The sequence below is a fragment of the Streptomyces sp. NPDC019443 genome (genome assembly GCF_044389785.1).
In the GTDB taxonomy this organism is placed as follows: Bacteria; Actinomycetota; Actinomycetes; order Streptomycetales; family Streptomycetaceae; genus Streptomyces.
On sequence record NZ_JBIRYJ010000001.1, the window covers coordinates 53,536 to 79,656 of the forward strand.

23 protein-coding genes and 1 pseudogene are annotated in these 26,121 nt (G+C 68.5%); 13 read left to right on the forward strand and 11 right to left on the reverse strand.

Annotation, left to right across the window (positions count from 1 at the left end; genetic code table 11):
• The first annotated feature begins 20 nt into the window (after nucleotides 1-20).
• Nucleotides 21-368: an aldehyde dehydrogenase family protein gene (locus tag ACH492_RS00270; RefSeq protein WP_398981171.1), complete on the forward strand. Its 348-nt coding sequence runs from the start codon at nucleotides 21-23 to the stop codon at nucleotides 366-368.
• Between the two features lie 112 nt (nucleotides 369-480).
• Here ACH492_RS00270 and ACH492_RS00275 read toward each other — a convergent pair whose 3' ends face one another.
• A complete protein-coding gene (locus ACH492_RS00275; protein WP_398983208.1) occupies nucleotides 481-1,431 on the reverse strand; it encodes a helix-turn-helix domain-containing protein in 951 nt (316 codons plus the stop codon).
• A 362-nt stretch (nucleotides 1,432-1,793) separates the two neighbouring features.
• Between ACH492_RS00275 and ACH492_RS00280 the strand changes: the two genes are divergently transcribed.
• The 3 genes from ACH492_RS00280 to ACH492_RS00290 are packed head-to-tail and all read left to right on the forward strand — an operon-like array spanning nucleotide 1,794 to nucleotide 3,354.
• Nucleotides 1,794-2,159, forward strand: a complete 366-nt coding sequence (locus tag ACH492_RS00280; RefSeq protein ID WP_398981173.1) for a hypothetical protein — start codon at nucleotides 1,794-1,796, stop codon at nucleotides 2,157-2,159.
• Between the two features lie 5 nt (nucleotides 2,160-2,164).
• A complete protein-coding gene (locus tag ACH492_RS00285) occupies nucleotides 2,165-3,202 on the forward strand; it encodes an AraC family transcriptional regulator (protein ID WP_398981175.1) in 1,038 nt (345 codons plus the stop codon).
• Between the two features lie 14 nt (nucleotides 3,203-3,216).
• Nucleotides 3,217-3,354 carry a hypothetical protein gene (locus ACH492_RS00290; RefSeq protein ID WP_398981177.1) on the forward strand — a complete coding sequence of 46 codons (138 nt, stop codon included), beginning with the start codon at nucleotides 3,217-3,219 and terminating at the stop codon, nucleotides 3,352-3,354.
• A gap of 78 nt (nucleotides 3,355-3,432) precedes the next feature.
• Here the strand turns inward: ACH492_RS00290 and ACH492_RS00295 are convergent.
• Nucleotides 3,433-3,859, reverse strand: a pseudogene (locus ACH492_RS00295) (cytochrome P450); the annotation flags it as partial.
• A 558-nt stretch (nucleotides 3,860-4,417) separates the two neighbouring features.
• Here ACH492_RS00295 and glsA point away from each other — a divergent pair.
• Nucleotides 4,418-6,049 (forward strand): glutaminase A, encoded by a 1,632-nt coding sequence (gene glsA / locus ACH492_RS00300; RefSeq protein WP_398981179.1) that lies wholly within the window; start codon nucleotides 4,418-4,420, stop codon nucleotides 6,047-6,049.
• A 150-nt stretch (nucleotides 6,050-6,199) separates the two neighbouring features.
• Nucleotides 6,200-7,219, forward strand: a complete 1,020-nt coding sequence (gene glnII / locus ACH492_RS00305; protein ID WP_398981182.1) for a glutamine synthetase — start codon at nucleotides 6,200-6,202, stop codon at nucleotides 7,217-7,219.
• Between the two features lie 294 nt (nucleotides 7,220-7,513).
• Here glnII and ACH492_RS00310 read toward each other — a convergent pair whose 3' ends face one another.
• A complete protein-coding gene (locus ACH492_RS00310; protein WP_398981184.1) occupies nucleotides 7,514-7,786 on the reverse strand; it encodes a hypothetical protein in 273 nt (90 codons plus the stop codon).
• A 917-nt stretch (nucleotides 7,787-8,703) separates the two neighbouring features.
• Between ACH492_RS00310 and ACH492_RS00315 the strand changes: the two genes are divergently transcribed.
• The 6 genes from ACH492_RS00315 to cynS all read left to right on the forward strand — a co-directional run bounded on the left by ACH492_RS00315 (nucleotide 8,704) and on the right by cynS (nucleotide 15,854).
• Nucleotides 8,704-10,197 carry a right-handed parallel beta-helix repeat-containing protein gene (locus ACH492_RS00315; RefSeq protein WP_398981186.1) on the forward strand — a complete coding sequence of 498 codons (1,494 nt, stop codon included), beginning with the start codon at nucleotides 8,704-8,706 and terminating at the stop codon, nucleotides 10,195-10,197.
• Nucleotides 10,198-11,187: 990 nt separating this feature from the next.
• Nucleotides 11,188-11,763, forward strand: a complete 576-nt coding sequence (locus ACH492_RS00320; RefSeq protein ID WP_398981188.1) for a sigma-70 family RNA polymerase sigma factor — start codon at nucleotides 11,188-11,190, stop codon at nucleotides 11,761-11,763.
• A 303-nt stretch (nucleotides 11,764-12,066) separates the two neighbouring features.
• Complete coding sequence (locus ACH492_RS00325; RefSeq protein ID WP_398981190.1) at nucleotides 12,067-12,609, forward strand: LuxR C-terminal-related transcriptional regulator; 543 nt, start codon at nucleotides 12,067-12,069, stop codon at nucleotides 12,607-12,609.
• Between the two features lie 197 nt (nucleotides 12,610-12,806).
• Complete coding sequence (locus ACH492_RS00330; protein ID WP_398981192.1) at nucleotides 12,807-13,931, forward strand: FAD-dependent oxidoreductase; 1,125 nt, start codon at nucleotides 12,807-12,809, stop codon at nucleotides 13,929-13,931.
• 733 nt (nucleotides 13,932-14,664) lie between these two features.
• On the forward strand, nucleotides 14,665-15,378 hold the full coding sequence (locus ACH492_RS00335) for a cysteine hydrolase (protein WP_398981194.1): 714 nt from the start codon (nucleotides 14,665-14,667) through the stop codon (nucleotides 15,376-15,378).
• A 32-nt stretch (nucleotides 15,379-15,410) separates the two neighbouring features.
• Complete coding sequence (gene cynS / locus ACH492_RS00340) at nucleotides 15,411-15,854, forward strand: cyanase (RefSeq protein ID WP_398981196.1); 444 nt, start codon at nucleotides 15,411-15,413, stop codon at nucleotides 15,852-15,854.
• A gap of 487 nt (nucleotides 15,855-16,341) precedes the next feature.
• On the opposite strand, the gene ACH492_RS00345 is transcribed toward cynS, so the two are convergent.
• The 4 genes from ACH492_RS00345 to ACH492_RS00360 form a co-directional block, all read right to left on the reverse strand.
• Nucleotides 16,342-16,629, reverse strand: coding sequence for a DUF1416 domain-containing protein (locus tag ACH492_RS00345; protein ID WP_398981198.1), 288 nt, complete (start codon nucleotides 16,627-16,629; stop codon nucleotides 16,342-16,344).
• Nucleotides 16,630-16,669: 40 nt separating this feature from the next.
• Nucleotides 16,670-17,515, reverse strand: coding sequence for a sulfurtransferase (locus ACH492_RS00350; protein WP_398981200.1), 846 nt, complete (start codon nucleotides 17,513-17,515; stop codon nucleotides 16,670-16,672).
• Nucleotides 17,516-18,131: 616 nt separating this feature from the next.
• Nucleotides 18,132-19,157 carry an aldo/keto reductase gene (locus ACH492_RS00355; protein WP_398981202.1) on the reverse strand — a complete coding sequence of 342 codons (1,026 nt, stop codon included), beginning with the start codon at nucleotides 19,155-19,157 and terminating at the stop codon, nucleotides 18,132-18,134.
• A gap of 378 nt (nucleotides 19,158-19,535) precedes the next feature.
• A complete protein-coding gene (locus tag ACH492_RS00360) occupies nucleotides 19,536-20,312 on the reverse strand; it encodes an MBL fold metallo-hydrolase (protein ID WP_398981204.1) in 777 nt (258 codons plus the stop codon).
• A gap of 90 nt (nucleotides 20,313-20,402) precedes the next feature.
• On the opposite strand from ACH492_RS00360, the gene ACH492_RS00365 reads away from it, so the two are divergent.
• Nucleotides 20,403-21,002, forward strand: coding sequence for a CGNR zinc finger domain-containing protein (locus tag ACH492_RS00365; RefSeq protein ID WP_398981206.1), 600 nt, complete (start codon nucleotides 20,403-20,405; stop codon nucleotides 21,000-21,002).
• A gap of 36 nt (nucleotides 21,003-21,038) precedes the next feature.
• Here the strand turns inward: ACH492_RS00365 and ACH492_RS00370 are convergent, their stop codons facing one another.
• From ACH492_RS00370 to ACH492_RS00385, 4 genes are all read right to left on the reverse strand, one after another.
• The gene (locus tag ACH492_RS00370; RefSeq protein WP_398981208.1) at nucleotides 21,039-21,224 is read right to left on the reverse strand and encodes a hypothetical protein; all 186 of its coding nucleotides are present in this window, start codon (nucleotides 21,222-21,224) and stop codon (nucleotides 21,039-21,041) included.
• A 129-nt stretch (nucleotides 21,225-21,353) separates the two neighbouring features.
• Entirely contained in the window at nucleotides 21,354-24,188 is a 2,835-nt protein-coding gene (locus ACH492_RS00375; protein ID WP_398981210.1) for a BTAD domain-containing putative transcriptional regulator, read from the reverse strand.
• Nucleotides 24,189-24,814: 626 nt separating this feature from the next.
• Nucleotides 24,815-25,426 carry a TetR family transcriptional regulator C-terminal domain-containing protein gene (locus tag ACH492_RS00380; RefSeq protein ID WP_398981212.1) on the reverse strand — a complete coding sequence of 204 codons (612 nt, stop codon included), beginning with the start codon at nucleotides 25,424-25,426 and terminating at the stop codon, nucleotides 24,815-24,817.
• A complete protein-coding gene (locus ACH492_RS00385; RefSeq protein WP_398981214.1) occupies nucleotides 25,372-25,764 on the reverse strand; it encodes an ATP-binding protein in 393 nt (130 codons plus the stop codon). The genes ACH492_RS00380 and ACH492_RS00385 overlap by 55 nt, the downstream gene beginning before the upstream one ends.
• Between the last annotated feature and the right edge of the window lie 357 nt (nucleotides 25,765-26,121).

Here is a 26,121-nt window from a genome sequence, read left to right on the forward strand (position 1 = left end):
CACAAACCGGAGAACCAGCCATGCGTAGCGACATGCTCATCGGGGGCGAGTGGACCGCTGGTAGCGGCACTACCTTCACCACCGTCAACCCGGCCACCGGCGAGGTTCTCGCCGAACTTCCCGAGGCCACCGGGCCGACCGTCTTCGCGGGCGTCAGCCAGGACGTGCGGATAGCCCGCGAGGAGATCTTCGGTCCGGTGCTGGCCGTGATGCCGTACGACGATCCGGAGGAACTGGTCGCCCTCGCCAACGACTCCGAGTACGGACTCGCCGCAGCCATCTGGTCCCGGGACATCGGCACCGCCAACCGGCTGGCCCGGCACGTCAAGGCCGGCACGGTGTGGATCAACATGATGCAGGGCCGGTAGCCGCGTGAGTCGGCGAAGCTGCTCACACCGTCGCTGTGTTCGCGGTCGCGCGCGCTCCCGCCGCTGTCCCACTCAGCGAGGCACCTGACCACCCTCACGGCGTCCGGGACTGTCAGCCTCTTGGACGTTCGCCCGTATCTGCCTCCTTGCGGATCTCTGCCGCGCTCTGCCCGAACTCGGCGCGCAGGGAGCGGCTGAGATGCGTGCCGTCCAGGAGGCCCCAGCCCGCGGCGACAACGGACACGCTGCGGTCGGCAAGGGCCGGATCGGCCAGGTCGCGGCGGATCCGTTCGAGCCGACGGCTTCGGATCCAGGAGGCCAGTGTCACGCCACGCTCCTGCACGACCTTGTGCAGGTAGCGCACCGAGATGTGGTGGGCGCGTGCCACCGACTCCGGGGAGAGGCGGGGATCGGACAGACGGCTCAGGCAGTGGGAGAGGATGCGCTCGGCGAGGTGATCGGCGGGGCAGGCCGCGACCGGTTGCTCCGCCAGGGCCGACAGCACTAGGGAGACCAGCGCCTCGGCCAGGTGCGCACCTCCACTGCCGGTGCACGCGTCCAGATCGCTTGCAGCGCCGCGGAGCAGCGTGGCAGCCAGCCGTCCGCCGCCGCTGTCGGTCGGCACCGGCGACGCCGTACGAGCAGCGAGCCGATTGCTGTGGGGGCCCAACAACGTGCGCGGGATGCCGAGCACGACGATGTCGAACGGGTCCCAGAAGCGCAGTTCGTACGGCCGCGTGGTCTCGTAGACGACAAGGTCGCCCGCGCCCGGCAGGCACTGGCGACCGTCCTGCTCGACGCCCGCGCGCCCGCGGCTGTAAAGCGCGACCTTCACCAGCTCCTGGTCTCCGGAACTGATGAGGGAGCGGGTGCGCAGCACCGTGCACGGGCCTCCGGTGATCCTGGTGACCAGCACCTCGCCCGGCTTCGCACTCCGCAGAGTGCCGGCCGGGCTGGTGGCGGCGGTCCTCTTGTGGGGGCGGATGCGCAGCGGGGCGAACGAGTCGGAGGCGACCTGCTCGAATCGCTCGGACTGTTCAGGGACGTTGGGGACGGTGGTGATGGTCTGCCTCCTTCGCCGGAGAGGCCGGCGTCCGCGCCGGCATCAATGTGCCGGGCATCTCGGGTTCTCCACCGCGGTGCGGCTTCGCCGCCGCAGGCGGACAGCACAAGCACGCCCGTGGCAGCGAACACGGCGAACCTGGCGGCACGTCGGTCGAGCATCGGAAAACCCCTGGTAGAAAAGAGACAGGATGCTTGGGCCTCGAAGGCGAAGCCGACAACCCCCGCTACGAGGCCGGTCCCGGCACGGTTCTCCCCCAACCGCCCGATACACAACCGTGACATCCGCAGTCGCTCCGCCACAGCCCTGACTCCCTGCCACCGAGACCCGCCTGCGCAACGCAGAGGGGGAAACCCTCGCCGATGAACGGCAACTCCACCAGGACCACGGTGTCGGGCAACACCATCGATGCGGCTGGCTCCTTCATCAAGATCGCCGTGGCGATGGGGCCGATGCCGTGGGGATGCGAATCGTCCAACGTCAACTACGGCGCCACCGTGACGGGCAACACCCTGACGGGCACTCACATGGGCTACGGATTCGTGGTCAGTGGCGCCGAGACCCCCACGGCCATCAGCCTCCTGGCCGGCAACGACAAGTTCGTCACGGCGGAGAACGAGGGCACTGGCACTCGGTGCGTGCAGGCAATCGCTGTCCGTGTTCAGCAACGGCCGCTCGCTGGCGGCTGCACTGGTCGGCGGACATGGGCAACCGCTCCGCTAGCGTGAATGACATGAACTCACCGGCTGATCCGCTATCCGATGTCCTCGCCTCGTTGAACGTCCGGACGGGATCGCTGTCCGGCCTGGAGGCGTGGGGGAGTTGGGCACTTCGCTTCGGCGTCCACGAGCACATCAAGATCGGGGCCGTGCTTGACGGCTCCTGCTGGCTCGGCGCCGATGGAGCCGAGCCGGTGCGCTTCGAGGCCGGTGACTGCTTCCTGCTGGCGGTGCGTGAGTCGTTCGCAGTCTCCGGGGACCTGGACACGCCGTACCGCAGCGCGGAGGAGCTCTACAAGCGATCCGACAGCCGCATCGTGCGGCTCGGGGAGACGCGCGGCACTGCCGACCAGGAGCGGACCCTCATCGTCGGCAGCAGCGTCGACTTTCTCGACGCCACCGTCGCCCTGCTGCTCGGTGGCCTGCCACCCATGGTCGCCATCCGTGCCGGAACTGCCCAGGCGAAGGCGATCCAGCCGCTGCTCGGGATGTTCCTCGACGAGGTGAGCGCTGTGCGCCTGGGCACTTCCGTGATGTCGGAGCGGCTCACCGAGATCCTGTTCATACAGGCGCTGCGGGCCGTCGTGGCGGGAGCGCATGCAACGGACGGGACGGCCCTGCCGGGCTGGCTCGGCGCCCTCGGCGATTCGCGTATCGGCCGTGCGCTGCTGCTGATGCACCAAGAGGCAGGTCGTCCATGGACCGTCGCGACGCTAGGTGCTCAGGCGGGCATGTCCCGGGCAAGCTTCGCCGCCCGCTTCAAGGAACTCGTCGGGCTCCCGCCGCTCGTCTACCTCCAGCGCTGGCGGATTCTTGCCGCCGGCCGGGAGTTGCGCCGCGGCGAGCGGACCGTGGCCTCCGTGGCCTGCGAGTGGGGGTACTCGTCGGAGAGTGCGTTCAGCACCGCGTTCAAACGGATCACTGGCCTCTCGCCGGCGCAGTACCGCAACGCCCCGCCCGCAGCAGTGATCGCGAGGCTGGACGACTGGCCGGCGGTTCCCTTCCGTCTTCCGGCCGGCTCGGACGAGCGCGCAGGTTCTCCGGACGTTTGATCATGGTGCTCGGCATGCCCGACCACTACAGCCCCCGCCTCGTCGCCGCACTCACGGGCCTGTTCGAAGGTGCCGACACCGAGGAGGCCAACAAAGGGGACACGGACTTCGAGCAGTACATGACTGAGCTCATCACGCTCAAAGCACAGTAGCGAGGAAACGACCTCACCTCATGGATCATCCCGCCGCGCTGAGCCCCGAAGAGCTCGTGCACCAGATCGGGATCGCCACAGGACGGCACCGTACTCGTTGAGCAGATCCACCCGCCCCCTGGGCCCGATCCGGTCGATGAGGGTGTCGGCGCTGTGCTCCACGTACCCTCTGAGCGCGACGGGGTCAACGCGGCCGAGGCTGTCGGTGATGGCGCCGCGCAGCCGGCTGTGCTCGTCCCCGTCGGTCCACAGGGCGTTCGGACGGTACATCATCATCGGCACGACCGGGGCTGTCTGCCGGCACCGTCCCGTCGGCGAGAGCCCGCCAGCGGCGCGGGTCCTTGGAGAAGCGCTCCGGACTGCGCAGCACCTCCAGAGCGGTCTCTTAGCCGGTGACCAGCCAGGCGCTTACGCCGGGTGCTATGTCCACGGTCGCGACGGAGCCGTGGGCGCGCAGTCGGGCGTACGACGCCCTGGGGTCGGCGGCGAACCCAGGGCCGTACAGCCGCTCAACCGAACGCGCAGCAGATGCCCGTATTTGAGGGTGATGACCTGCCAGCCGGCCGCGGCGAACATTCCCTGGAGCTTGTCCGCGGCGATGCCGGGGACGACACGGTCCAGGGATTGCCGGTGGGGGAGCGTAGAGAGGTTGTCACGGTTGTGTATCAGGCCGCCGCAGGTGAATCCTGCAGCCGATGCGCCCCGTAGCAGGGGTTGTCGGCGCCGGCTTCGAGGCCGCGCAGCAACCGTCTCTCTTCCACCGGGGGCTCCCCATGTTCCACCCACGTGCGGTCACGCTCACCGCTGCGGGCACTGTTCTGCTGTCTGCCTGCGGCAGCGACGCTGGTAGTGATGCTGCCACAGGCGGGAGGGCCCCGGCCGCCGCGTCCTCGTCCGGGGCGATCGAGCTGGAGTTAAGACGCGGCACCGTCAGGCAGAACAACACGACACAGAGCACAGGCGATTGGGCGAATGATGCCGCACCGGCCAGGGGCGTGAAGCAACCCGTGGTCCTGCACGGGCAGGTCCGCCACGGTCGAGAACAACGGGGAGCGACGTCAAAGTGAGGAGCGCCGGCAGCATCCCTGATACCGACACGGTGCGGCGGGCGGGGAAGAGTACGGAGGAGGACCTCGGCGGGGTGCGGGTGCTGTTCGACTCCTTCAAGAAGGATGCCGAGGGGTGCATCTCGCGCGTGGAGATCATGGAGCGGCTCCGGAAGGCGGGCATCACTCCCGAGGACCCGCGTATCAGGGATATCTGGGCCTCGCTTCAGGAGTCGGACGGCGACGGCCAGCGGCTGGATCTCGCGGGGTTCACAAAGCTGTGCCAGCGCAACCGACGGCTGCTGGCCCGTGCCGTCACCGGTGAGCTCGTCATCCCGGACTTTTCCTCCTTCGTGGCCGACATCACCGAGATCTACGAGAGTCTGCTGCCCGACAGGCGCGGTCATGTGGCCGACTACATTCCCCAGCTGAAGCGGGTCCCGCCCGACCAGTTCGCCATCGCGATCTGCACGGTGGACGGCCAGCGGTTCACGATCGGCGACTCGGGTGTGGGCTTTTGCGTGCAGTCGGTGTGCAAACCGATCAACTACTGCCTCACGCTGGAGGGGCACGGTGCCGAGGTGGTCCACCGGCATGTGGGACGGGAGCCGAGCGGACTCGGATTCAACGAACTGTCGGTCAACGGGAACGGTCTCCCCCACAATCCGATGATCAACTCCGGTGCCATCATGAGTTGTTCGCTCATCGAGACCTCCCTCGACATCGCCGACCGCTTCGACTACGTCGCGGACACCTGGCGGCGGCTGTCGGGCGACGGCCCCGTCGGATTCAACAACGCCGTCTACCTCTCCGAGCGGCAGACGGCCGACCGCAACTTCGCCCTCGGGTACTTCATGCGCGAGCACGGTGCCTTCCCGGCCGGCATCAACCTGATCGAGACCCTGGAGTTCTACTTCCAGTGCTGTTCGGTCGAACTCAACGCCGGTGCGCTGGCTTGCGTGGCCTCCACCCTCGCCAACGGCGGCGTCGTGCCGCTGTCCGGCGACCGGGTCTTCTCGACCGGCACCGTACAGAAGTGCCTCTCCCTCATGTCGTCCTGCGGCATGTACGACTACTCCGGTGAGTTCGCCTTCACCATCGGCCTGCCGGCCAAGAGCGGGGTGTCCGGGGCCCTCATGCTCGTCGTCCCGCAGGTCATGGGGATCGCCATCTGGTCGCCCCGCCTCGACGCACTGGGAAACTCCGTACGCGGCATCGAGTTCTGCAAGCAACTGGTCGCCAAGTACAACTTCCACGTGTACGACTCCCTCGTAGGAGACGACCGGCAGGGCAAGCGCGACCCGCGGCTGCAGAAGAACCAGACGGCGATCGAGGGAACGATCCGGCTCCTGTGGTCGGCGAGCAAGGGCGACGCCGACGGAGTACGTGCCTGTCTGGCGTCGGGAGTCGCGCCCTCCTCCAGCGATTACGACGGCCGTACAGCCCTGCACCTGGCAGCTTCCGAGGGGCATCTCGACGTCGTCACCTATCTGTTGGAGCAGGGCGCCGACCTGGCAGCCACCGATCGATGGGGCGGGACCCCGCTCACCGACGCGGAGAACGGCCGCCACACCACGGTCATCGACGCTCTGAGACAGGCCGCCGATCCCGTCGCGCCAGCTCCCCGGGCCAGGAAGCAGACCGCCTGACCCCCACGGATTCCCGGACGAATCCGCACCCACCGACCCGCCGCGCTGCCGGAATCCGCCGGGCTGAAAGGTCCCGGCGGATCCGGCCCGGCTATCACCCACAACAACGGGACAGGACCTTCCTGCCCCGGAAATGGAAAGAAGAGAGCCATGAGTTACCGCGCTGAGTACATCTGGACCGACGGCACCTCGCCGACCGCCAAGCTCCGCTCCAAGACAAAGATCCTTGCTGACGGCGCCGAGCCGTCCATCTGGGGCTTCGACGGCTCCAGCACCAACCAGGCCGAGGGCCACGCGTCCGACCGCGTTCTCAAGCCGGTCTTCTCCTGCCCGGACCCGATCCGCGGCGGCGACAACGTCCTGGTGATGTGCGAGGTCCTGAACACGGACATGACCCCGCACGAGTCCAACACGCGTGCCGCGCTCGCCGGGGTCGCCGAGAAGTTCGCCGCGCAGGAGCCGATCTTCGGCATCGAGCAGGAGTACACCTTCTTCGACGGCGCCCGTCCGCTGGGCTTCCCCGAGGGCGGCTTCCCGGCCGCGCAGGGCGGCTACTACTGCGGCGTCGGCGCGGACGAGATCTTCGGCCGTGACGTCGTGGAGGCGCACCTGGAGAACTGCCTCAAGGCGGGCCTGGGCATCTCCGGCATCAACGCCGAGGTCATGCCGGGCCAGTGGGAGTTCCAGGTCGGCCCGCTCGCCCCGCTGGAGGTCTCCGACCAGCTGTGGGTGGCCCGCTGGCTGCTCTACCGCACCGCCGAGGAGTTCGGCGTCTCCGTCACCCTCGACCCCAAGCCGGTCAGGGGCGACTGGAACGGCGCGGGCGCGCACACCAACTTCTCCACCAAGGCGATGCGCGAGGGCTACGACGCGATCATCACCGCCTGTGAGTCGCTGGGCGAGGGCTCCAAGCCGCTGGACCACGTCAAGAACTACGGCGCGGGCATCGACGACCGGCTGACCGGTCTGCACGAGACCGCCCCGTGGAACGAGTACAGCTACGGCGTCTCCGACCGCGGCGCCTCGGTCCGTATCCCGTGGCAGGTCGAGCAGGACGGCAAGGGCTACATCGAGGACCGCCGCCCGAACGCCAACGTCGACCCGTATGTCGTGACGCGCCTGATCGTCGACACCTGCTGCACCGCACTGGAGAAGGCCGGCCAGGTCTGACCTGCCGGTTCCGAACCCACCAGGGCCGCCCCGGCATCACCACCGGGGCGGCCCCCGGCAGTTGTGGGGGCATGTCCTCCACGGCCCACGGCGGCAGCCGGACGCTCGGCCGCGCGGTGCGTCTCTGCCGAGATGAGTAAGCATGTCGGCCTCGTTGCACCTGTTATCCAGTGTCCGGACCAACCCGATGGAGCGTGTGGCCCGCGTGCTGCGGGCGAGAAGCTCGTTCACTGGAACGGTCGCCTCGACGCGCGGCCCATCACCCCAGGCTTGCCGGCGAGGGGCCACCGGGGATCAGTCGATCAGATCGAGAGCGGCGCCGGTGATGCTGTCCGTGTCGAGCCCGTGGAAGCGGTACAGGTCCTCGATGGTGCCGGATTGTCCGAAGGAGGTGACCCCCAGGGAGCTGCTGCGCACATTGTTGACCGACGCCAGCAAGGGCCAGCGTGTGCGGATGCCCCTCCAGGACTGTGACAAGTGGTCGCGCCCGTCGGGCTGTCGGCCCTGCCGCACCTGAAGGGCACGGAAGACCAGCGCGGGACTGGTCACGCAGACCACGTCGGCCACCGCGGGCAGCCTGTGCCGCCACCCGTTCTGTCGCCTGTCGGTACAACGCTCTCCGCGGCCGGGGCGGGCTGGTTCGGGATCGCGGTCGCGGCGCCTCTGCAAGGGCAGCCGCCGCTCCCAGCGCGCTTCGCTCGAGTTGTGCCCGGCAGTTCGCGCGGCCGACGACTCCCGCGGCCTGATGACGTTGCCGAACAAGTCCACGGCGGGTTCCTCGCCCCTGACTGCCTGCCTCGTTGTGCGTTCCATGTGCCTCTGCTCCACTCTTCGTTCGGCGGCAGCCCGAAACCCTCGTCCCACTTCCTCACTGTGGCGCCAAGGGACCGGCATGTGCGGACGGCCGAGCCGCGGCGCCACGAGCGGTGCTCGTCGTCCGTGACGGGTGGTGGTCACCGCCGACGACGGCGGGAGGGTTCAGTGCCGGGGGAGCACCGCGCGTGGTGTCCCCCGGCCGGCACGGCGACATGCCTCCGGTTCTCCGGGGTGCGGGTGCCGTCCACGGTGACCCGAGGTCCTGAGCCGCCGTGCAGCCACGACCATAGGAATCCCGGCGCGGCAGGCGGCCCGGCCGCGCCAGATTCTGCCCGGCGGGACATGGATTACTTCCCTCGTATACGGCGGCGCGGGCGCGGACGCGTCCTTCTCCGAATTACGGCCCTAGCATGCGGCCGCGGGAAGTTGGCGGTGCGTCGCCAAGGGGATTTTGAGTACCGCACCTTTTCACGTGGATTGAATCCAGCTCATGTCGAAGGAAAAAGATGAAGCTACGACCACTGTCCCGCCGGTCACGCGAGGCCGCTCGAGGCCGAGCCGCCGGAGTCGGAGCCGCAGTCAGAGGGAGGCGGGACGGACGCGTGGGCTCTGCTGGTACGCCCCGCACTCGGCGGCGTTCGGCTCTGGTGATCGGAACCGTTCTGGGCATGGCCGTCACGGGTCTGGCCTGGTTCGGCCCGACCATCTCTCCGGCCTCCGCTGCCGGTTGCATATCTTCTGGGACAGACGCCGACATCACCGTTGCACTCGTAGGCCCTGGAGACGTGGCGGAACTCTGCCCGGGCGCTGTCTTCAACCTCAGCAAGACCATTTATTTCACTGCCGCTCAGCAGCGAATCGAGACCCAGGGGCTGCCCACCGACGGGACCCGCGCCATCCTGCGGGTCGCCAGCCCCACCCTGGCGATGGCCGTCTTCGGGCACGACCAGTCCGGCGCGGTTGTGCAGAACGTCGAAGTGGACGGCTCCCGCCCGCAGTACGGACGGATTCCCAACTCCGACGCGCTGATCGAGATGGGTGGCAACAGCACCGGCCAGGCCGTGCGCAACGTCTACGCCCACCACACCCGCGGCTGGTCGAACCTCCACCTGTTCGGCGGCGACTCGACCGGCGGCGTACCCGGGTGCCAGCAGGCCACCTTGTCCGGCAATCTGCTCACCGACGCCGGCACGGACGTGCCGGACACGTGGGCGGACGGCATCTCCCTGGACTGCGGCCACACCCTGGTTGAGAACAACACCATCCGGGATGCCACCGACGGCGGCATCGTGATCTTCGGTGCTCCCGGCTCGACTGTCCGGAACAACACGATCATCGCGGCAACCCAGGTGATGCTCGGCGGTATCAACATGGTCGACTACGGCCCGGACGGAGGCAACTACACGGGCACCGTGGTGTCGGGCAACACGATCAACGCCGCGGGTTCCCTGATCAAGATCGCAGTGCCCATGGGCCCGCTGCCCTGGGGATGTGGTTCCACCGTCGTCAACTACGGCGCCACCGTGACGGGTAACACGCTCGAGGGCGCGCACATGGGCTACGGGTTCGTCGCCAACGGCGTCCGAGACTGGACGGTGACCGGCAACACCGACAGGTCCACCCATGTGGGCCATGTGAAGGGCTCCAACTGCTCGGGCTCCATCGCCTCAGCACCGAGCGGATTCCAGTCGGCGTCCGTCAGAAACAGCACGCTGCAGTCGAACTTCATCCCCAACCAGTCCCTGACGAGCCTGCTCGGACTGACGGAACGCCCCACCACCGTAAGCTTCAAGGCCAACAACGGCCTGTTCGTCACGGCGGAGAGTGCGGGTGCTCAACCGCTCATCGCCAACCGCGCGCAGGTCGGCCCATGGGAGGCGTTCGACGTGACCTATCTCAGTGGGGACCAGGTTCAGCTGCGTGCGCAAGTCAACGGCCTGTTCGTCACGGCGGAAAGCGCCGGCACGAAGCCGCTGATCGCCAACCGGACTGTCGCCAACAGCTGGGAGACATTCCGCATGATCAAGAATTCCAACGGTACCGTCAGTCTGGTTGCCGGGACGAACAACATGTACGTGACTTCCAACAACGGCACCGAGCCGCTGATCGCAAACCGCCCCGCCAACAACGGCTGGGAAAAGTTCACTCTCTACGCCTACTGAGCCCGAATCGACCAAGGCCCGCTGAAACAACTTCCGGGCGCTGCGGCCCGATCCCGCCCCGCGGATCGGTAAGACGACCCACCCCAGCATGATCAAGGGTGAGCGGTTTGGTGGTCGTTGGCCGCAGCGTCCTGAGTTGATCTCAGGCTCGGCACGTTGATCATTGGGACCTGTGCCCGAGAAGTCGTCGGCACCCACTTTCGGGGAACTGCTCGCCCAGCGTCAGTCCCATCGGCCCCGGCACGTGGCCGTGGACCGTGCCGATGTGGTTGATCAGCCAGCCCTGGACCGAGGCGGGCAGCCCGCCGCGTCCGTCGGCGACGCCTCTGATGGCCTTGGTGATTCTGTCGAACCCGGCTCAGGCAGGAGGCGGCTCCTTCCCCGGTGACCGGGTCACTGGTGAGGATCGCGATCGATTGGGGCGAGACGCCAAGTCAGCGGTGCGTGGTCCGCTTGTGGTCCACTACGGCCCCGCGGTCGGCCGGGGTGCTGCCGCCGGCTCCGCCCGTGTCCAGAACCCCTTCACGTCCGTCTCCCTAGACACGATCAGGGCGCCGATGCCGGTCCGGCGCCGACCGAACCCCTTCTCCCGGGCCGAGGTGGCTTTATGACCCTGCCCCTGCTGCCGGCTGTCGTCATGGGTGGATGCGCTCGTCGCTGCCCTTGCCGCACTGGTGGCGGAGCGGCGTGAAAGCGACAGCCCGGGCCCCGCGCCGCCGAGCCGGGGCTGTGGGTCACCGGGCGTGAGGTCTGAAGGTCGTCGACCCCGTCAGAACTGACTGAGTATCAGAAAGCAACGGTGCGTCCATCGAGGGCCAGAAGCATGCGAGACGTCCTCGGGCGTTCCGACGCGGCGGTACATCAGGGGACGTTCCCAGCTGTCATCCGTACGCCGACCCGCCGCCGCTCGAGCAGTCGGCGTGGCCTGAAAGGCTCGGTCGAACCACCATGTACGTCACGTCTTCGATCACTCTGAAGGAAGACGAGAAAATGCCCGCAGTCGCCTCGTTGTGCGGCAGCGTTGCGCAGCACGTCTCAGGCTCCAAGAAGGTGGTCCCGGACAGAGGCCAGGACTTCATGTTGGCGATCAGCACGGAGGAAGCCGACCTGCTGCGCTTCGCCAAGACACTCACCCTTGGTGACGTCCACAGCGCTGAAGACCTCGTCCAGGAGGCGCTGTTACGGGCCTGGCGCCACGCGGATCGGCTCATCTCCACCCAAGGACTCGCGCGTCCCTGGCTCTTCACCGTGGTGCGGCGGCTGGCCATCGACCGTCTCCGGGCCTCTCGCGTCCGTCCGGTCGAGCTGTGCGCATCGGACGTGGACGTGGACGTGGTGCCCGATGCAGGCGAGCACATGCTCACCTCGCACGTGCTGAAGAGGGCGATGGCGGACCTGACCCCGCCCCACCGCGAGGTACTTGTTCACCGGTACTACCTCGATCGCAGTGTTGAGGACACCGCTGCCGCATTGAAACTCCCGATCGGCACGGTGAAGTCCCGCACCAGCCATGCGTTGCGGGCACTGCGCCAAGGCTTGACGTCCCAGGGACTCCACGCGGGGTGATTCCGGACGACCGCCTGAAGCCGGACGACCGCTGAAGCCGGTGACGCTGATCTTCAGCTGGGCCGCGCCCTCGACGTCGGAGGTGCCAGGGCGAGGTGTTCGGCGACGCGGATTCCGGCGGGCGTGCGGCGGGTGATCTGTCTCACCCTTCAGGAAGGTTCCGCGACGGGGCGCGGCCCAGGCCGTCACGGTGATGCGTCCCAGGAAGGGTGTTTGAGGGTGATCTCGATCGCGATCCTTGCCAGTGACCCGGTCACGAGGGAGGGAGCAGCCTCCTGCCTGAGCAGGCAGCGGGAACTGACAGTGCTGCCGCTGCAGGAGCACGAGCGGGCGGACGTGGTTGTGATGCTGACTGTGGACGTCACCGACGAGACGATGCTGCTCATGGAAGCGGTGTCCGCCCGCTCGGTCAAACCCGGCATGGGAATCGTGCTGGTCACCGGAAGCGTGCGCGAGGGCCAGGTGGTGCGGGCGGTGCAGTTCGGCCTGCGCAGCGTGATATGGCGTCAGGATGCCGGGTTCGACAGAATCGCCAAGGCCATCCGAGGCGTCGCCGACGGACGCGGCGTGCTGCCCGCCTCGGTCCAGGGCTGGCTGATCAACCACATCGGCACGGTCCACAGCGACGTGCTGGGGCCAATGGGGCTGACGCCGTCCGGACTGGAGGTCCGCGAAGTGGAGGTGCTGCGCCTGCTGGCGGACGGCCTGGACACGACAGAGATCGCCCAGAAGCTGAGCTATTCCGAGCGCACCATCAAGAACATCATCAGCGGCATGATCAACCGCCTGGGACTGCGTAATCGCACCCACGCGGTCGCCTTCGCATTGCGCTCCGGGACCCTGTGACGTCAACTGACCGAACTGAGTGCGGAGTTTCCGCGGGCCAGTCACCTATCCAGGGCATCCTCTCCCGCGGTGCCGGTCACCGCGGCCAAGCCCGGAGGGCGGGGGAGCGCTTGGCGGCCAGTGGCCGTGAACCTGGCCGCTGACGGGGCCGTAGTGCACGACGTACCACCCAAGGCCACCACATTACGGAGATCCGAATGTCCACCCCCCTTGACGTCCTTGTGGTCGGAGCCGGTATCGCCGGCCTGGCGACCGCCACTGCTCTGCACCGCGAGGGAATGTCCGTCGACGTCATCGAGCGTTCCCCCGAGCGCCGTGCCACGGGAGCCGGGCTCTTCCTGCCCGGGAACAGTGTCCGCGCGCTGACCGCACTGGGGCTGGGGAAACACCTCAGCGCGCAGGGAGCGCCCGTGCCCGGTCAGCGGCTGATGGACCACCGGGGCAGAGTGCTGTCCGAGATCGACATGGCCGAACTGTGGAGAGGCACCGCCGGTTGCGTCGGCATCACCCGAGGCGACCTTCATGCGGCCCTGCAGGACATCGTGCCGGTGCCTGTCCGCCACGAGGTCACCGTGGTCTCGCTCAAGCAGTCCGACGACGGTGTGCACGACGACGGTGTGCACGTGGAGTTCAGCGACGGCGGGAGCGGCCGGTACGACGTGGTCGTGGGAGCGGACGGCATACGGTCGGGTCTGCGAGAGTCAGTCGATCCGGCGGCCGGTACCCGCTACCTCGGGCAGGTCTGCTGGCGCTTCCTGACCGACGCCCCCGACATCGACCGGTGGACCGTGTGGCTGGGCCCGGGGACGGCCTTCCTGGCCTACCCCGTCGGCGGGGGCCAGGTGTGCTGCTACGCCGACGTGGCGGCCGCTTCACCCAAGGACCCGACCACCGCCGCCCTTCTTCTCGGGCTCTTCTCCGGCTATGACCAGCGCGTACGGGGCCTGCTGGCCACACCCGCCGCCCATGAGGCGTACTTCTCACCGGTGGAGGAGGTCAGCGGCGAGACATGGGTGCGCGGACGCGTCGTGCTCGTCGGGGACGCCGCGCACGCCAGCTCGCCCAACATGGCCCAGGGCGTCGCCATGGCCGTCGAGGACGCGCAGGTCCTCGCCGAGGTGCTGGCCACCGAGGGGGACACCGAGGACCTCCTCCAGCAGTACGTCCAGCGCAGGCTCTCCCGCACCCGGTGGGTCCAGCGGCAGACCCACCGGCGCGACCGGTCCAGGTCCATGCCGCCCGCCGTGCGCAACATCGCGTTCCGCTACGGCGCCAAGGCCTTGTGGGAGCGCGGCTACGCCCCGCTGCGCGACCTGCCCTGACGCCGGCCCAAGGACGCGCCCACTGGCCCGACTTCGAGAAGGCCGTAGCCGGCGGCTTGTCATGTGGGTCGTGGTCGAGCACGTGGTCACCGCCTACGGCGGTGACCACAGGAGGCTGCTGCTGATGGTCGCTCCCGCGTTCAGCGCGCGCCGCATCGCCGCCTCCGCGGTCTCGCAACGATCAGTAAGACGAAATCCGTGCCCCGACCCGCAAATCCCCTCGTCCGCGAGAACCTCCTCAATGCAGGCCCTTTTCCACTCTGAGGGGTTCAACGCAGTAGGCATCAAAGAGATCACGGACAAGGCCGGCGTACCCAAGGGCTCGTTCTACAGTCCGCCATCATGGACCGCTGGTCCTGCCTGGTCGCAGCCTGCCTGGCGGAAGCCAGGAGTGAGCAGAACGTCGCAGGTTCCCCCGAGGCCACCGAGCTGGCATCCATGATCATCGAATCCTGGGAGGGCGCGCCCATGCGGGGGCGCATCGATCGAAACAGGGCCCCTACAGGGCCCCTTACGGCCGCTTCCTCACCGCAGCCCTGCCGCGACTGCTCGGCATGCCGGCGACCTCCACCTGAGCGTCGACGGGCCCCGCAGTGTGCTTGCACAGAAGGGGCAGTTGAGAACCCCTCAGTCAGCGAGTCCATGCGGGCTGTCTATTTCATTTATAGACGACTGGACAGTTATAATTCCTGGACTCCCTGCACCTTCCAGCTTCCAGTCAGGAGTCCGACCCATGACGTCCGCCCAGACCAGCCTCTACACGGAGCCCTCCGCGCCCGCGCTTCCGGGCAGCGGCCTGCAGCTTGACCTCGCACACACGGCATTGGTCGTCACAGACCCGCAGATCGACTTCCTCAGTCCAGAGGGGGTCACTTGGGAGATCTTCGGCGCCAGCATCACCGACAACGACACGGTCGCCCACATCGGACAGCTTCTGGAGGCAGCCAAGACCGCCGACGTCACCGTGGCGATCTCGCCCCACTACTACTACCCGTCCGACGACGCCTGGCAGTTCGGCGGCCCACTGGAGCAGTACATGCACAGCGTGGGGATGTTCAGGCGCCAAGGGCCGCTTCTCCTCGACGGATTCGCCGACTCCGGGGCCGACTTCCTGCCCGTCTACCGGGAGCACATACTCGACGGCAGGACCGTCATCGCCTCGCCGCACAAGATCGTGGGGCCCGAGTCGAACGACCTCGCCCTCCAACTGCGCAAGCGCGGCATCTCACAGGTCCTCCTCGCCGGAATGGCCGCCAATCTGTGTGTCGAGGGGCATCTGCGCGAACTCGTCGAGCAGGGCTTCGAGGTGGTCGTCGTCCGTGACGCCACGGCCGGGCCCCGGCTCCCAGAAGGCGACGGCTACCTCTCCGCACTCATCAACTTCCGCTTCCTGGCCGGCGCAACATGGACGACGGCCGAGGCTGTCGCGGCACTGCGCGGACACTGACAACCGCATCCAGCAACCGAAGGACGTGCGTCGTGAATCGGGCTACCGTCACCGAGCAGATCGTCGAGACAAAGATCCAGAAAGGAATGAAGTGGGCTGACGTCGCCGACGAACTCGACGCGAGCAAGGAATGGGTGACCACCGCCTGCCTCGGCCAGATGACCTTGTCAGCCGATCAGGCACAGAAGATCGCCGACATCTTCGACCTGCCCCGTGCAGCCGTCGCGATCCTCCAGACGCCTCCCACTCGAGGGCTGAGTGAGCCCGCCATGGCCTCGGACCCACTGATCCATCGTCTCCGTGAGATCGTCACCGTCTACGGTCCGACGATCAAGGAGCTGATTCACGAGGAATTCGGTGACGGCATCATGAGCGCCATCGACTTCCGGCTGACACTGAACCGCCGAGAGGATCCCAGGGGCGATCGGGTCGAACTCGTCCTGAGTGGTAAGTACCTCCCTTACCCAGGAGCCTGAAACCCGGCTCAGCGACCTCGGTATGTGACTGCTGACGTTGGTTGTCCTTGCCGCGGTTTGCGGTTCCGAGGCGGCTGAGGCGTCAGGCACGATGCGGAGCCATGGCCTCAGAGCGTAGTCCCAGCATCGGCCGTCGGCCGCTGTCCCACTCAGCGAGGCACGTGCCCACCCTCAAGAGGCTTCTTCTTCCCCATGCTCTTCATGATGGACATCCTCCCGGGGCAGAACCGCTGATCTCGGATGTCCGTCAAAGCGGATCAAGCCCAATTCAGGGTACGACCGGAAACCGGGACGACCGAAGGGCCGCACCCGGTTCCAGGAAAGCGTCCAACCTCCTGGGGTGCGGCCCTTCGGCCAGTAAGCGGAGCTGCGAGCTGTCGGAATCCGACGGACGCCCGTCGCGGAGCGACTGATGACACGTCGGCGCCGCGGCTCGTAGCCCGTGACACGCCCCCGCGCCGAGCGGCGCGAGAGGTGCGTCGGGACATCAGACGGCGATGGCCACTTCGGCCAGGCCACCGGTCTGCGCGACGACCGTGCGGTCCGCCGTGCCACCCGGGACGAGGGCGCGCACCGTCCACGTGCCCTCTGCCGCGTGGAAGCGGAACTGTCCGGTCGCCGAGGTCGGGACCTCGGCGGTGAACTCGCCGGTCGAGTCCAGCAGGCGGACGTAGCCGGTGACGGGCTCGCCGTCACGGGTCACGCTGCCCTGGATGGTCGTCTCGCCAGGCTTGATCGTCGAGGCGTCGGGGCCGCCGGCCTTTGCTCCACACATAGAGGCTGTCCTTTGTGAGCGGGGAGGGAGGGGAGAGGGGTTACTCGTTGGCGCCGAGCTCGATCGGCACGCCGATGAGGGAGCCGTACTCGGTCCACGAGCCGTCGTAGTTCTTGACGTTCTGGACGCCGAGCAGCTCGTGCAGCACGAACCAGGTGAGCGCGGAGCGCTCACCGATGCGGCAGTACGCGATGGTGTCCTTGGCCAGGTCGACCTGCTCCTCGGCGTAGAGCTCCTTGAGCTCGTCGTCCGACTTGAAGGTGCCGTCGTCGTTGGCGTTCTTGGACCACGGGATGTTGCGGGCGGACGGGATGTGGCCCGGGCGCTGCGACTGCTCCTGCGGGAGGTGCGCCGGGGCGAGCAGCTTGCCGCTGAACTCGGCGGGGGAGCGCACGTCCACCAGGTTCTGGTTGCCGATGGCGGCGACGGCTTCGTCGCGGAAGGCGCGGATCGAGGTGTCCTGGGCCTTGGCCTTGTACTCGGTGGCCGGGCGGCTGGGCACCTCGGCGCCGTCGACCAGGTCGCGGGAGTCGAGCTCCCACTTCTTGCGGCCGCCGTCGAGGAGCTTGACGCTGTCGTGGCCGTAGAGCTTGAAGTACCAGTACGCGTACGAAGCGAACCAGTTGTTGTTGCCGCCGTAGAGGACGACGGTGTCGTCGTTGGCGATGCCCTTCGCGGACAGGAGGTTCTCGAAGCCCTCCTGGTCGACGAAGTCACGGCGGACCGGGTCCTGGAGGTCGGACTTCCAGTCGATCCGGACGGCGTTCTTGATGTGGTTCTTGTCGTACGCGGAGGTGTCCTCGTCGACCTCGACGATGACGACCTTCGGGTCGTCGATGTGGGCCTCGACCCAGTCGGCGTCTACCAGGACGTCGCTGCGGCTCATGCTCTTTTTCTCCTCTGGGGCAGTGTGCGGTGGGTGGTGCGAAGAGAGGGTGTGCGGGTACGCGCAGCGCGCGGCTTACCGGCACGAGGGGTGGCGCCGTGCGAAGCACGGCGACACGTCAGGGACCTTCGGCACTGGGTCGTGCATGGCTCGCGCCCGGGTCAGCGCTCGGAGACTGGGGGCCGATGAGCTGTTGCGTGAGCGCGCCGTCGGTCCGTCGGTACCAGGGTCATCAAGGTTCCTCGGAAGGTGGTTGAACGGTTGAATGTGATGGGTGCGGTGAGCAGTTGCCGGCTCTGGAGGCGTGGCCCGGGCCGCATGTGGTGATCGCTGACGGCTGGAACGGCCGGGGGCGGTGCACGGGTATGACATCCCGTGAAACGTCTCTCGGTTCGGTGTCTGCGTCGGGGCGCCCGGGACGTCTCGCATGCTGCTGGCCGGCGATTGACGCACCATTGCTTTCTGATACTCAGTCAGTTGCGCCGTGCCGTCCCGGCTCCGGCAGGTACGGCCACCTCGCCTCGCCCGGTCACGGCTGTGCTCGCAGCGCGAACGATGGGTGCTCAACCGGGGTGCGGCCAACTGCCGATGTGTCCCGGTCGCGGTCGGCGTCGGGTCAGGAGTGCAGCGGCAGCCGGTGCTCGAGGGCGCCCTGGTCCCACCAGTCGGGGTAGGGGACCGGGAGTGCGCTGGCCGCGTCCAGGTCTGCCAGGTCCTCGTCGGTGAGTACGAGGTCGACGGCGGCCAGGTTTTCGGTGAGCTGGTCGGGGCGCTTCGCGCCGACGATGACGCTCGTGATCCCGGGTCGGGCGAGTACCCAGGCGAGGGCGACGCGGGCCACACCGACGCCGTGGCGTGCGGCGACGACGCGCAGCGCGTCCACGATGTCCCAGCCGCGTTCCCGGTCCACGGGCGGGAAGTCGGCAATGGCGCGGCGCGCGGTGTCGTCGCTGGTGCCGTTGCGGTCGAACTTGCCGGACAGGAACCCGCCGGCGAGCGGGCTCCACACCAGCGTGGCGAGCTGCTGGTCGGCAGCCATCGGCAGGATCTCCCGCTCGATGTCCCGTCCGGCCAGCGAGTAGTACACCTGCTGGGACACGAAGCGCTCCACAGCGCGCGACCGCGAGGCGCCGAGGAACTTCATCATCTGCCACGCGGCCAGGTTGGACGCGCCGATGTAGCGGATCTTGCCCTGCCGGACGGCGTCGTCCAGAGCGGCCAGCGTCTCCTCGACCGGGGTCAGCGGATCGAAACTGTGGATCTGGTACAGGTCGATATGGTCGGTACGCAGCCGGCGCAGGCTGTCCTCCAGCGCCCGGGTGACCCACAGCCGGGACAGACCGACGTCGTTGGGGCCGCTGCCCATGCGGGCGAAGAGCTTGGTGGCAAGCAGCACGTCCTGGCGTCTCGAGCCCAGCACCCGGCCGAGGATCTCCTCGCACTCGCCTCCCGCGTACATGTCGGCGGTGTCGATGAGGTTGACACCCCCATCGAAAGCCAGGCCCACAAGCTCGTCCGCGGCCTTCTCGTCCAGACCGCCTACCAGGCTCCACGGCGGCGTGCCCGCCCCGCCGAACGTCATCGTGCCCAAAGCGATCCGGGACACGAAAACCCCCGTGGCGCCCAGTTGTTCGTACTGCATGTTCCGCCTTCCGATGATCCGTGCTCTGGTCGTGGACGGCGCTGCGGCCGTCCGCACGGCTGCCTGCCACGCTACGGACGGCCGGCCCGGCAGACCATGATCAAACGTCCGGAGAACCTGCGCGCTCGTCCAAGACGGCCGACGCTCCGTCGGCGCGTCGGCCGGCATCGGCGACAGTGGTGCCGGGCGAACGGCTGGGCTGAGACCGGGCCGTGCCGCTCCTCGTGTGACGCGCTGTCCGCAGTGCAGGAGCCGAAAGGGCATTCCGGCCCGCGGAGTTTCGCCGGGTGGCGGAACTCCGCGGGGCTGTGAGGGCGATCCATCAGGGAGGTCGACAGGAGTGACAGGCCTGATGCCGCGGTGCGGGCCGGGGTTCGCTCAGTTCAGCTGGAGGCGGTCGGCCAGTCCCGCGGCGGTGAAGGCGGCCACCAGGTCGTCGCGGCCTTCAGTGAAATGGGCCCAACTGTCGAAGTGGACGGGGACGACCCGGCGCGCCCCGAGGAACTGAGCGGCCTCGGCGGCCTGGGCGCTGTCGAGCACCACTGTCGACTCGAAGATGGGCAGACGCGGAGCACCTGCGAAGAGAACGGCGGTGTCGACCGGGCCGAACCGCTCGGCGATCTCCTTGACCAGGGCGAGCGAGGCGTTGTCGCCGCTGACGTACACCGTGGCCAGGTCGGGTGCGGTGAGGACGAAGCCCACGACCTCGCCCGCTATCGGTTCGACCTCCTCGCGCGCCCCAGGACCGTGGATGGCGGGCACGCCCGTCACGGTCACGGTGCCGCCGTCGGGACGGTCCAGCGTGACGGACTCCCAGTCCTCAAGACCCTTGGCGTGTGCGCCCAGGCGGCCAGCGCCGCTGGGGGTGGTGAGGGTGACGGGCACGTCGGCGAGGAGGGCCCGGCCGGAGTGATCGAGGTTGTCGGGGTGCTCGTCGTGGGAGAGCAGGACCACATCGATGCGGCCGAGGTCCTCGGGGGCGGTGGAGGAAGGCGTGGTCTTGGTCAGGACCAGGCCGGGGCCGATGGGGTAGTCGCCGGGGGCGTCGAAGGTGGGGTCGGTCAGGAACCTCAGCCCGCCGTACTCGATGAGCGCGGTCGGGCCGCCGAAGACGCGGACGGGGATCTGCTCAGGGGGCGTGCCGGCAGCAGACATGCAAGAAACACCTCACGGATCGCAAGCGGTTTATCCATGATAGACGTTAATCGCTTCTCACGGATGAATGCAAGCCGTAACATGAGAGTCATGGAGGAGACCGTGACCGCCGAGCCCTTGCTGCCGCCCGCACCGGGCGCGGAGCAGTACCGCGCCCTCGACTTCGCCAACAGCGCCGTCGCTCTGCCCGGCGGCCGGTTCCTCGACCTCCTCGGCACTCCCGCCGCCACGAACCAGTGGCTCACCGAGCACGACCTCGCCCCGGCCGGCGCCGGACTGCAGGAGACGTGCGCGGCGCAGCTGCGGACGCTGCGTGAGCAGATCCGGGCGCTGCTCGCCTCCCGGGTGGACGGGCACCCCGCCCCGCCGAGCGCTCTCGCCGCCGTCAACGGCGCCCTTTCCAGGGCTCCCGCGGCGTCCCTGCTGTACTGGGACCCCACCCGCGGACTGTTCCGGGCCGACTCGCACCCGATCACCCAGATCGTCGACCACGCCTTGGCCGCCCTCGCCGACAACGCCGCCGACCTGCTCACCGGCCCCGACGCAGAACGCCTCGCCGCCTGCGGCTCCAGCCCCTGCACCCGCTACCTGCTGCGCCACGGCCGCCGCCAATGGTGCTCCACCCGTTGCGGCGATCGTGTCCGCGCAGCCCGTGCCTACGCCCGGCGCACTCGACTCGAGTCGCAGTGAGACAGCTCGGTCCCCGATCGACCCGGGCCCGGACGTTCAGCTGTGCCCGTCCTCGAACGCCAGGGCGCCGAGTATCTGGGCGCGCATCTTGTTGTCCTCGGGGTGGCCATTGCCGCCGACCACCCTCAACTCGGCGTCCGGCCACGCCTTGGCCGGCTCGCGGGCTGTGGTGAGTGGCGCGCCCAGGTCCGGCCGCCCGTGGACCAGGGGTGAGTGACACACCGTCTCGGTGCCATGCAGCGCAGCGAATTCGTGCTGCTCTCCAATCCCAGCACCTCCATCGGTCCGGCCGACAGCACCTGGCTCGCGGGGCCGCGCCTGGGTGAGCCGGCGAGGGAGGTTATGAGCGCGTCAGTGACAAGGCCGGTTCTCTGTGAGGGCCGTGAGCTTCGCACGGACGGCGTCCGCGCCCGAATGGCCGAGCCGTTCCAGGATGGCGAGGGCCTCCGCCCATGCCGCACGGGCCGACTCCACCCCGCCCGCCGCGTGGTGGGTGTCCCCGAGGCGGCTGAGTGTGCTGGCTTCGCCGTGGGCGACGCCGGCTTCACGGTAGAGGACGAGGGCCTGTTCGTAGTCGGCGACGGCCTCTGTGTACCGGCCCAGTTGGTGCTGGGCGAGGCCGATGCTGTCCCAGACGAACGCCTTGAGGTAGGGGCGGTTGGACAGTTCCTCCATCGCCAGGGCTTCCCGGCAGTGGTCGAGCGCCTGCTGGTGCTGCCCGAGCCGGGTGTGGCACCAGCCGACGGCGTTGAGTGCCGCGGCGGTGCGGGTACTGTGGCCGGCAGCCCGCTGCAGAGCGAGAGCCTGTTGGGCGTGGGAGAGCGCTGCCTCCAGGTCGCCCTGCCGATCGGCCACCCAGCTCAGCAGCCGGTGGCTGTCGGCGTAGGCGGTCACGTCACCGGCAGCGGTGAACAGCTCCACCGCCCGCTCCATGCGGTTCCGTGCCTCTTCGACCCGGCCCAGATCGGTCGCGGCCCGCGCCAGTCCCTGGTGGACGTGTGCCCGGGCACAGGGGTCGCCGATACGCTCTGCCGCCTCCATCGCGATGTGGTGTGTGGCTTCGAGGTCGTGCCACAGCCCCTTCCGGCCCAGGTCGTGTCCGACGGCCCAGGCGAGCTGCCAGGTGTGCGTGTCGAGCCCATGAGCGGCCGCCGTTCTGATGGCCGCCACCAGCACCGCCCGTTCGGCGTCGAACCAGGCCGCGGCCCGGCCGAAGCGCCCAGGCTCCGGGGCGAATTCCTCGGCCCGGACGCCCCGGGAGGGGGCAGGCAGCACGATCGCGGGCCGGTGGGGAGAGTACGCCCGTCCTGCGCGGTGGGCACTGTGCAGATAGTGGTCGACGACGCGGACCCGGGCGGCGTGGTGCGCCTCCGGGGCGTCGTAGGCACGGGCCAGCTCACCGGCGTAGGTGCGCAGCAGGTCGTGGGCGGCGTACCGGCCGGGCACGGGTTCGTCCACGAGGTGGGCGTGGGTCAGTTCGGTCAGCAATTGGTGGGTGTGCGGGGCGCTGAGGCCTGCGAGGCTTGCGGCGGCGGCCAACGAGGTGTCCGGGCCCGGATGCAGGGCGATCAGTCGGAACAGGCGTGCGGCGGCGGGGGTGAGGGCGTGGTACGACCACGAGAAGACGGCGCGTACGTCGGTCGCCGTGTCGGTGTCGTGGAAAGCGTCCAGGCGGTTTTGACCGTCGGCGAGTTCGTGGACGAGGCTCGCTAGGGGAAAGCCCGAGCGGGTCAGCGCCCGCGCAGCCGCGATGGACAGGGCGAGCGGCAGCCGGGCGCAGTGTTCGATGATCTCGTCGACGGCCGTCGGCTCGGCGGCCACCCGGTCGGCGCCCAGCCTGCGTACGAGGAAGTCGCGCGCCTCTGCCAGCGAGAGCACGTCGAGGTGGATGGGCCGGGCTCCGTCCGTGGCAATGAGGCCGGACAGCCGGTTCCTGCTGGTGACGATCACCAGGCAGCCGGGGCTCGCCGGCAGCAGCGGGCGCACTTGCTGAGCGTCGCGGGCGTTGTCCAGCAGGAGCAGCAAGCGCCGCCCGGCGAGCCGTGTGCGGTAGCAGGCCACCAGCGCGTCGGCGTCCTGCGGCAGGCTCAGCGGATCGGCCCCAAGTGACTCAAGAACCGTGCGCAGCGCCCGGTCCGGGGAGACGGGGAGTCCGGCCGGGTCGAAGCCCCTCAGGTCGATGTAGAGCTGACCGTCGGGGAAACGGGAGGAGACATGGTGGGCCCAGTGCACGGCGAAGGTGCTCTTGCCGACTCCTGCCATGCCGGTGAGGGCGCTGACGACGATGGTCGTGGGCACCTCGCCGTTGCCGTCAAGCAGCAGGTCCATCTGTGCGAGTTGCGCCGCACGCCCGACAAAGGCCGGCAGATCGGCGGGGAGCTGAGCCGGCGTCGGGTGGTCGGGTACCGGCGCGGCCGGGCGCGGGGGCGTGGGAGGGGCGATCAGTCCGGCGTCCGCCTGCAGGATGCGCTCGAACATGCGCCGGAGTTCAGGTCCCGGATCGACACCCAGCTCGCCGGCGAGAACCACGCGGGCCTCGCTGTACGTCGCGAGCGCCTCCGCCTGGCGTCCCGACCGGTACAGGGCGAGCATCAGCATCTCGCGGAACCGTTCGTCCAGCGGGTGCTGGGCCACCAGCGCGGCCAGTTCCGTTGCGGTATCCGTGTGCTCGCCGAGTTCTAGCCGGACCGCGAGGCTCGCCTCCAGGGCCGACAGCCGCAGTCGGCCAAGCCGTTCGCGCTGGGCCTGGGCGTACTCGCCGCGGATTCCGGCCAGCGCGGTCCCCTGCCAGTGAGCGAGGGCGTCGTTCAGGTACCGGGCGGCGGTCTTGGCATCGTTGTCGCGTCGGGCCCGGTCCCCCCGGGCGACGAGGTCCCGGAAGGCAGCCAGATCGAGCGATTCGGGCGACGTATGCATCTGGTAACCGTCCCGCACGGAAAGGATCGCCAGAGGGCCGAGCAGCCGACGCAGCCGATGGACGTAGGTGCGCAGCGAACTCACCGCGGAACCCGGTGATCCGGTCCCCCAGACGGCGTCGACCAGCGCGTCGACCGGGACTTGTGCGCCTTCGCCGAGCAGCAGTACGGCAAGGACCGCACGCTGCTTCGGAGGCCCGAGGTCCACCTCGTCCGGCCCGCACCAGCCACGGACAGGCCCCAGAACAGCGAAGCGCAGTTGTTCCGGCACTCAAACTCTCCCCTGCTCAGACGTGGAGCAAGGCCATCGCCACCCTGCTGCCCCGCTCCCCGAGGAGCACGGACGTTCCGCATCCGACTCCGCGGCGGTGTCCCCGCGCCGTAGAACGTCAGTGTTCCCACCGCGATCCGGGAGAACGAAGAGCCCTGCCTGCTCGTACCGCATGGTGTGCCTTCCACTGATTCGTTTCTGGCCGTGGATGACTTCGCTGCGGCCGTAGGTACGGCTGGCCGCCGCTCTACGGTCCGCCGGCGGGATGGGCCATGATCAAGCGTCTGGAGAATTTGCGTATTCGTCCAAGGCGGCCGCCGTCTCCCCTCGTGCGGTGGCCGCCTTGTGGTGTTGGTAGGAGAGGGTCACACGGGAGCTGTTGCCGCAACGGGTGGTCACGCACCAGCGGCGTGTCGCCGTCCTCGCCCACCGGCGCATCGAGGTTCGGCGTTGAGGCCGGTCTGGGCGGACGTCACGTGTCGGACTCGTGGTTGGCATGAGTTCGGGAGACGGAAGGGACTCGAGAGGCGGAAGAGACTCCCCAATAATAAGCGACCAGTCGCCTGTAAATGAACCGAAGGGCATACATCACAGTGAGGCAGTGCCGGGGTGTGCGCTTTGGACCTTCAGACGGATACCCCGACTGCGTCCAGCAGTCGCGGCAGCGATACGGTGAGGAACCGGTCGTACGGGGCGCGGCTCTGGTCGACCCGGCCGCGCATGACAGCTCCCTCCCAGCTCTCGATGATCATCGATGCCAGGTCTGTTGTCTCGGTCGTCGCGACGACGTCATCAGCGGTGTTCCCGGCTTGCGCCAGACAGGCAGCGATCAGATCCGACCACTGCTCCATAATGTTCGCCAGCCGGAGCCGTGCTTCCCCGTTGTCGTCCGAGAGTTCGAGAGCGAGATTGCCGAGGAGACACCCGAGCGCGAACCCCCGCGCGGCATTGTCCCGGGTCAAGGCCTCGAAGAATGCGATGAGGCGGCGCACCGGCGGGGTGGACGGGTCGGTGAGGATCGGGCCGTGATGACGGACGACTCCGGCCCAGAAGCTGTCGAGGACCGCGGCCACGAAGGCGTTCTTGCTGCTGTAGTAGCTGTAGAACGACCCCTTCGGGACGCCGGCGGTGTCCGTGATCTCCTTGATGCCCACCGCGTTGAAACCGCGTGCATGAAAAAGGGTCAGTCCTGCGTCGAGGAGACTCTCGCGGACGAGGGGATTGGCAGGTCGGGGCACATGCACAGCCTAACCGCCGGGCCGACCGACCAGTTCAGAGCCGCCCAGTGGATCACGCGGCCGCTTGCGTGGTTCCGGGTTCCATGGGCCGGTGCGGGGGCATCGACTATGACCAGGCCGCGCCCGTGCTCATCGTCCTCCCGTGGGGCAGTCCAGGCGCTCTCTCCGGTGGGGGCGCCGTCCGTGACACCCACCCACACCCAGGAGCCGATGCGATCACGCACCAGGTGCAGGAGCAGCGGCGGACGGGCATACAGCACCGCGTTCGCCACCAGCTCGGAGACCACCAGCAGCACGGATTCGGTGTCCTGCCTCGCAGCACGCAAGTCGGACGGCATGCCCGGGGGCCGCCCCTCACTCCGGCGGGCGGGGGCGGCCCACACCTGGTCCACGTCACCCCCGGTCAAGTCCTCGTGCGCCGACGTTCAAGAGCGGCCGGGTGTCCGGCCTGACCTCCACCTGCGCGACGCGCCGAGTCGCCTGCGGTTCGGCGGCAAAGGAGCCGAGTTCACCAGGCTGGGGTCCAGCTGAACCGGCTCATTGCCCGGGAACTCCGGCAGCGCTACGCGGGACTTCACGAGGGGCTGCCGGTGTTGCCTCTGACTGCCTCCGAGCGGACCGGGTCGAATCGGGGTCGAAACCCGGTGGTTGGCTCCGACTGCCTCCTATAGCCTCTGAAACCCGTCCTAGCAGGT

Bases quoted from the DNA above. Each gene is read 5' to 3' on its own strand.
- ACH492_RS00280 (WP_398981173.1), top strand. From the start codon at position 1,794: ATGAACGGCAACTCCACCAGGACCACGGTGTCGGGCAACACCATCGAT.
- ACH492_RS00355 (WP_398981202.1), bottom strand. From the start codon at position 19,157: ATGCAGTACGAACAACTGGGCGCCACGGGGGTTTTCGTGTCCCGGATC.
- ACH492_RS00270 (WP_398981171.1), top strand. From the start codon at position 21: ATGCGTAGCGACATGCTCATCGGGGGCGAGTGGACCGCTGGTAGCGGC.
- ACH492_RS00330 (WP_398981192.1), top strand. From the start codon at position 12,807: ATGTCCACCCCCCTTGACGTCCTTGTGGTCGGAGCCGGTATCGCCGGC.
- ACH492_RS00290 (WP_398981177.1), top strand. From the start codon at position 3,217: ATGCCCGACCACTACAGCCCCCGCCTCGTCGCCGCACTCACGGGCCTG.
- glnII (WP_398981182.1), top strand. From the start codon at position 6,200: ATGAGTTACCGCGCTGAGTACATCTGGACCGACGGCACCTCGCCGACC.
- ACH492_RS00350 (WP_398981200.1), bottom strand. From the start codon at position 17,515: ATGAGCCGCAGCGACGTCCTGGTAGACGCCGACTGGGTCGAGGCCCAC.
- ACH492_RS00360 (WP_398981204.1), bottom strand. From the start codon at position 20,312: ATGTCTGCTGCCGGCACGCCCCCTGAGCAGATCCCCGTCCGCGTCTTC.
- ACH492_RS00315 (WP_398981186.1), top strand. From the start codon at position 8,704: ATGGCCGTCACGGGTCTGGCCTGGTTCGGCCCGACCATCTCTCCGGCC.
- ACH492_RS00335 (WP_398981194.1), top strand. From the start codon at position 14,665: ATGACGTCCGCCCAGACCAGCCTCTACACGGAGCCCTCCGCGCCCGCG.
- ACH492_RS00385 (WP_398981214.1), bottom strand. From the start codon at position 25,764: ATGCCGTCCGACTTGCGTGCTGCGAGGCAGGACACCGAATCCGTGCTG.
- ACH492_RS00285 (WP_398981175.1), top strand. From the start codon at position 2,165: ATGAACTCACCGGCTGATCCGCTATCCGATGTCCTCGCCTCGTTGAAC.
- ACH492_RS00365 (WP_398981206.1), top strand. From the start codon at position 20,403: ATGGAGGAGACCGTGACCGCCGAGCCCTTGCTGCCGCCCGCACCGGGC.
- ACH492_RS00345 (WP_398981198.1), bottom strand. From the start codon at position 16,629: ATGTGTGGAGCAAAGGCCGGCGGCCCCGACGCCTCGACGATCAAGCCT.
- ACH492_RS00320 (WP_398981188.1), top strand. From the start codon at position 11,188: ATGCCCGCAGTCGCCTCGTTGTGCGGCAGCGTTGCGCAGCACGTCTCA.